We start from the raw sequence: 4,090 nt of genomic DNA, 5'->3' as shown, positions 1-4,090 counted from the left end.
CCCCCAAGGAGCCTTCGACGGCCGGCCTCAACCCCGACGCCAACGGCGAGCGGCTGCGCTTCGTCGGCGCCGCGACCCGCCGCATCGCGCGCGGTGTCGACCTCGACGAGACCGTGCTCGGCCTGTGCCGGGCCACGGTCCCGGCGTTCGCCGACGCGATCCTCGTCTACCTGCGCGAACCGCTCCCGGTCGGCGACGAGCGCCCCACCGGTCCGCTGCGGCTGCGGCTGCGCCGCACCGACCGGCTGCCCGACTACGCCGGGGAGGACGACGCGGCGGCGGACGGCGGGCTGCTCGGCCAGCTGGCCGGCGCCACCGACCACGCCGCCGGCGGCGCCTCCGAGCTGACCGAGGTCGCCCCCGGCGGCGCGCTCGCCGAGGTGCTGCGCGGCGTACGGCCGCTCTTCGGCGACTCGCAGGCGGCCGGCGGCGCGCTCGGTGAGCTGCTGCGCGTGGAGCGCGAACTGCCCGACGGGCGGCGCTCGATCCTGGCACCGCTGCGCGGCCGGCGCAGGGTCATCGGCGCCGCCGTGTTCCTGCGCCGACCGACCCGCCCGCCGTTCGCCCAGGACGACCTCCTGGTGGCCGCCCAGCTCGCCACGCACACCGCGCTCGGCGTCGACAAGGCCGTGCTGTACGGGCGCGAGGCGTACATCGCCGACGAGTTGCAGCGCACGATGCTGCCCGACACCCTGCCGCAGCCCACCGGTGTGCAGCTCGCCAGCCGCTACCTGCCGGCCGCCGAGTCCGCGCGGGTCGGCGGCGACTGGTACGACGCCATCCCGCTCCCCGGCAGCCGGGTCGCGCTGGTCGTCGGCGACGTGATGGGCCACTCCATGACGTCGGCGGCGATCATGGGCCAGCTGCGCACGACCGCGCAGACCCTCGCCCAACTCGACCTGCCGCCGCAGGAGGTGCTGCACCACCTCGACGAGCAGGCCCAGCGCCTGGGCCGCGACCGGATGGCGACCTGCCTCTACGCCGTCTACGACCCGGTGGCGCACCGCATGGTCATCGCCAACGCCGGCCACCCGCCGCCGGTGATGCTGCACCGCGGCGGCCGCGCCGAGGTGCTGCGCATCCCCGCCGGCGCGCCGATCGGCGTCGGCGGCGTCGACTTCCAGGCCGTCGAGCTGGACGCGCCCGCCGGCGCCACGCTTGTCCTCTACACCGACGGCCTCGTGGAGTCCCGCCACCGCGACGTGTGGACGGGCATCGAGCAGCTGCGCGAGAAGCTGATGGAGACCGCCCGGCTCACCCGGCCGGACACCCCGGCCCCGTTGGAACCGCTGTGCGACGAGGTGCTGGACATCCTCGGCCCCGGCGACCGCGACGACGACATAGCGCTGCTCGCGGCCCGCTTCGACGGCATCGCACCCAGCGACGTCGCCTACTGGTTCCTCGATCCCCGGGCGCAGACCGCCTCCCAGGCCCGCCGCCTGGCCCGCCGGGCACTCGCCCGCTGGGACCTGGAGGAGCTGACCGACACCGTGGAGCTGCTGGTCAGCGAGGTCGTCACCAACGCCGTACGGTACGCCGAACGGCCGATCACGCTGCGGCTGCTGCGCACCGACCGGCTGCGCTGCGAGGTCGGCGACGACGTGCCGCAGCTCCCCCGGCTGCGGCAGGCCCGTGCCACCGACGAGGGCGGCCGCGGCCTGTTCCTGGTCAACCGCCTGGCCCGCCGCTGGGGCGCGACCCGCCTCTCCACCGGCAAGGTCGTCTGGTTCGAACTCCCCCTGCCGTAGCGGAGTTCGCCGGGGCGGGCCCGAAGGTGCCCGCCCCGGAACGGGCCGGCTGAGCCGGGCGGCACGGCGTGTGCGGTGTGGGGAAGGGGCGCGTCCCGTCTCAGTCCGCCGGGGTCGACCCGTCCGAGCGGGTACCCAGTGCCTGACAGAGGACCCGGTGCACGTGGTCGACGTCGGCGGGGGCGTTGTCGATCAGAACGGCGGTGCACAGGCCGTCGGAAGCAGCGACGAATGCGGCGATGGCCTCGGGGTCGCCGGTGTGCGCACGGGCGAGTTCGGCGACGCTCTCCCGCCAGCGGCGAGCCACCGGCGTGAGCGCCGGGCGCCGGGCGGCAAGCGTGGACAACTCCCTTTCGGCCAGCGCTCGTTCCCGTCCCAAGCCGCCGGACTCGGCAATGAGTTCGGCCAGACCGCGCAGCTTGTCCCCAGGACCGTCGATAATGTGCCGGATGCGGGCGGTGTAGTCGTCCGCGACGCTCGACAGGGTCGCGACGAGCAGGTCGTCGAGGGTCGCGAAGTAGTAGGTGGTCAGGCTGGTGGTGATGCCGGCTTCCCTGGCCACGGTGCGGTGGGTGACGCCCGCTGCGCCGTCCCGGGTGACAACGGCGAGAGTGGCGCGGATGATCTCGGCGCGGCGCCTGTTGCCTCTCGCTCTGCGCCCGTCGGCGGGTTCGTCCTCGACGTTGATCACGCTACCTCCCGGTGGCCCAGGGTAGCCGAGCGCCTCATCCCGCCTGCGTGTCGGCGGCGTCCTCGCTCTCCCCCAGCGGCGGCACCCGCCGTAGCGCCGTCAGACAGAGCGCGGTCGCGGCCAGGATGACCACGCCGGCCACCGCCGAGGCGATGTTCACCCCGGTGGTGAAGGTCTGCCGCGCGGCCGTCACCACCTCCGGCGGCACCTCGTCCGCGACCGACAGCGCCCCCGACAGGCTGCCGGTGACGCGGTCAGCGACCTCGGGCGAGACGTGCGGGGGCGCGTGGACGCGGGCGCCGTAGAAGGCGGTGGTGAGACTGCCGAGCAGGGCGACGCCGACGGCGATGCCGAGCTCCTGGACGGTCTCGGACATCGCCGCGGCCGACCCGGACTTCGACGCGGGGGCGGCACCCACCACCATGTCGGTGCCCAGCGCGGCGATCGCGCCGAGACCGAGGTAGACAAAGGCGAACCCGGCCACCACCACCGCCGTCCCGCCGGTCCCGGCGGTGGCCATCAGCGCGTAGCCGATCACCGAGCCCCCGAGGGTCACACCCATGACCAGTCCGGGCCGCGCCCGGCGGGCGAGCAGCGGCGCGCCGACAGCGGCGGCGAACATGGCAAGAGCAGGCGGCCCCATCCACAGCCCCGCGGCAAACGGCGTGTGGCCCTCCACCAGCTGGAGGTACTGGGTGACCAGATACATGGCCCCGCCCACACCGGCAAGGCCGACCAGCAGCACAGCCAGTGCGGCCGAGAAGGCCCGGTCCGCGAAGAGGGTGACGTCCAGCAGCGGGGACACGAGCCCGCGCTGCCGGCGCACGAACGCCACGCCGGCGGCCCCTCCGACGGCGAGGAGGACAACCGTCCCCACGCCCGGACCGTGCGAGGCCGACTGCTTGACCGCGTAGACCGCCGGCAGTATGGCCACCAGCGACAGGGCCACACTCGTCAGGTCCAGCCGGCCCGCGCCGGGGTCGGCGTACTCGGGCAGCAGACGCCGGGCGCCGGCCAGGACGGCAACGGCCACGGGCAGGGCGAGGAGGAACGCCGCGCCCCACCAGAACACGTCCACCAGCAGGCCCCCGACCACCGGGCCGGCGGCCATGCCGAGGGCGAACATCGTGGCCCACACCCCGATCGCCACAGCGCGCTGTCGTACGTCGGCGAACATGTGCGAGATCAGGGAGAGCGTCGAGGGCATCAGCGTGGCGCCGGCGACACCCAGCAGGGCGCGGGCGACGATCAGCAGTTCGGCGCTCGGCGCGAAGGCCGCGAGGACCGACACGGCGGCAAACGCCACCGTCCCGACCAGGAGCAGGCGGCGCCTGCCGATCCGGTCCCCCAGGGTCCCCATGGTGATGAGGAACCCCGCGATCAGGAATCCGTACGCATCCATGATCCACAAGGTCTGCGTCGCCGAGGGGTCGAGAGCAGCGGCCATGCTCGGCAGAACCAGGTACAGCACCGTCACATCCAGGCCCAACAGCAGCGTCGGCAACGCCAGAAGAGCAAGACCCGCCCACTCACGCGTTCCCGCACGCCGAACCGCGACCACCGTCATACGCCTCTCCCCTTTCACAGTTACTTGGACGATAGTTCAAGTAGAACGATCGTCCAAGTTCTTTCCCGAAGAGACGGCCCCTCC

The 4,090-nt window shown here is 73.8% G+C and carries 3 protein-coding genes; 1 reads left to right on the top strand and 2 read right to left on the bottom strand.

The features are described from left to right. Window positions 1-1,748: ATP-binding SpoIIE family protein phosphatase (locus tag GL263_RS22790; RefSeq protein ID WP_182857627.1), on the top strand; the 1,748-nt coding region annotated here is incomplete at its 5' end. Window positions 1,749-1,848: 100 nt separating this feature from the next. Here the strand turns inward: GL263_RS22790 and GL263_RS29115 are convergent. Together GL263_RS29115 and GL263_RS22780 are read right to left on the bottom strand one after the other, a co-directional pair. Then, entirely contained in the window at window positions 1,849-2,439 is a 591-nt protein-coding gene (locus GL263_RS29115; RefSeq protein ID WP_323379526.1) for a TetR/AcrR family transcriptional regulator, read from the bottom strand. 34 nt (window positions 2,440-2,473) lie between these two features. Then, entirely contained in the window at window positions 2,474-4,006 is a 1,533-nt protein-coding gene (locus tag GL263_RS22780) for an MFS transporter (protein WP_182857626.1), read from the bottom strand. Between the last annotated feature and the right edge of the window lie 84 nt (window positions 4,007-4,090).

The organism is Streptomyces durbertensis (assembly GCF_014156695.1).
In the GTDB taxonomy this organism is placed as follows: Bacteria; Actinomycetota; Actinomycetes; order Streptomycetales; family Streptomycetaceae; genus Streptomyces; species Streptomyces durbertensis.
The sequence above is the reverse complement of the archived record's forward strand: the minus strand, read 5'-3'. Positions and strand labels throughout refer to the sequence as shown.

Excerpts from the sequence above, each read along its gene's own strand:
- GL263_RS22780 (WP_182857626.1), bottom strand. The coding sequence starts at position 4,006 with ATGACGGTGGTCGCGGTTCGGCGTGCGGGAACGCGTGAGTGGGCGGGT.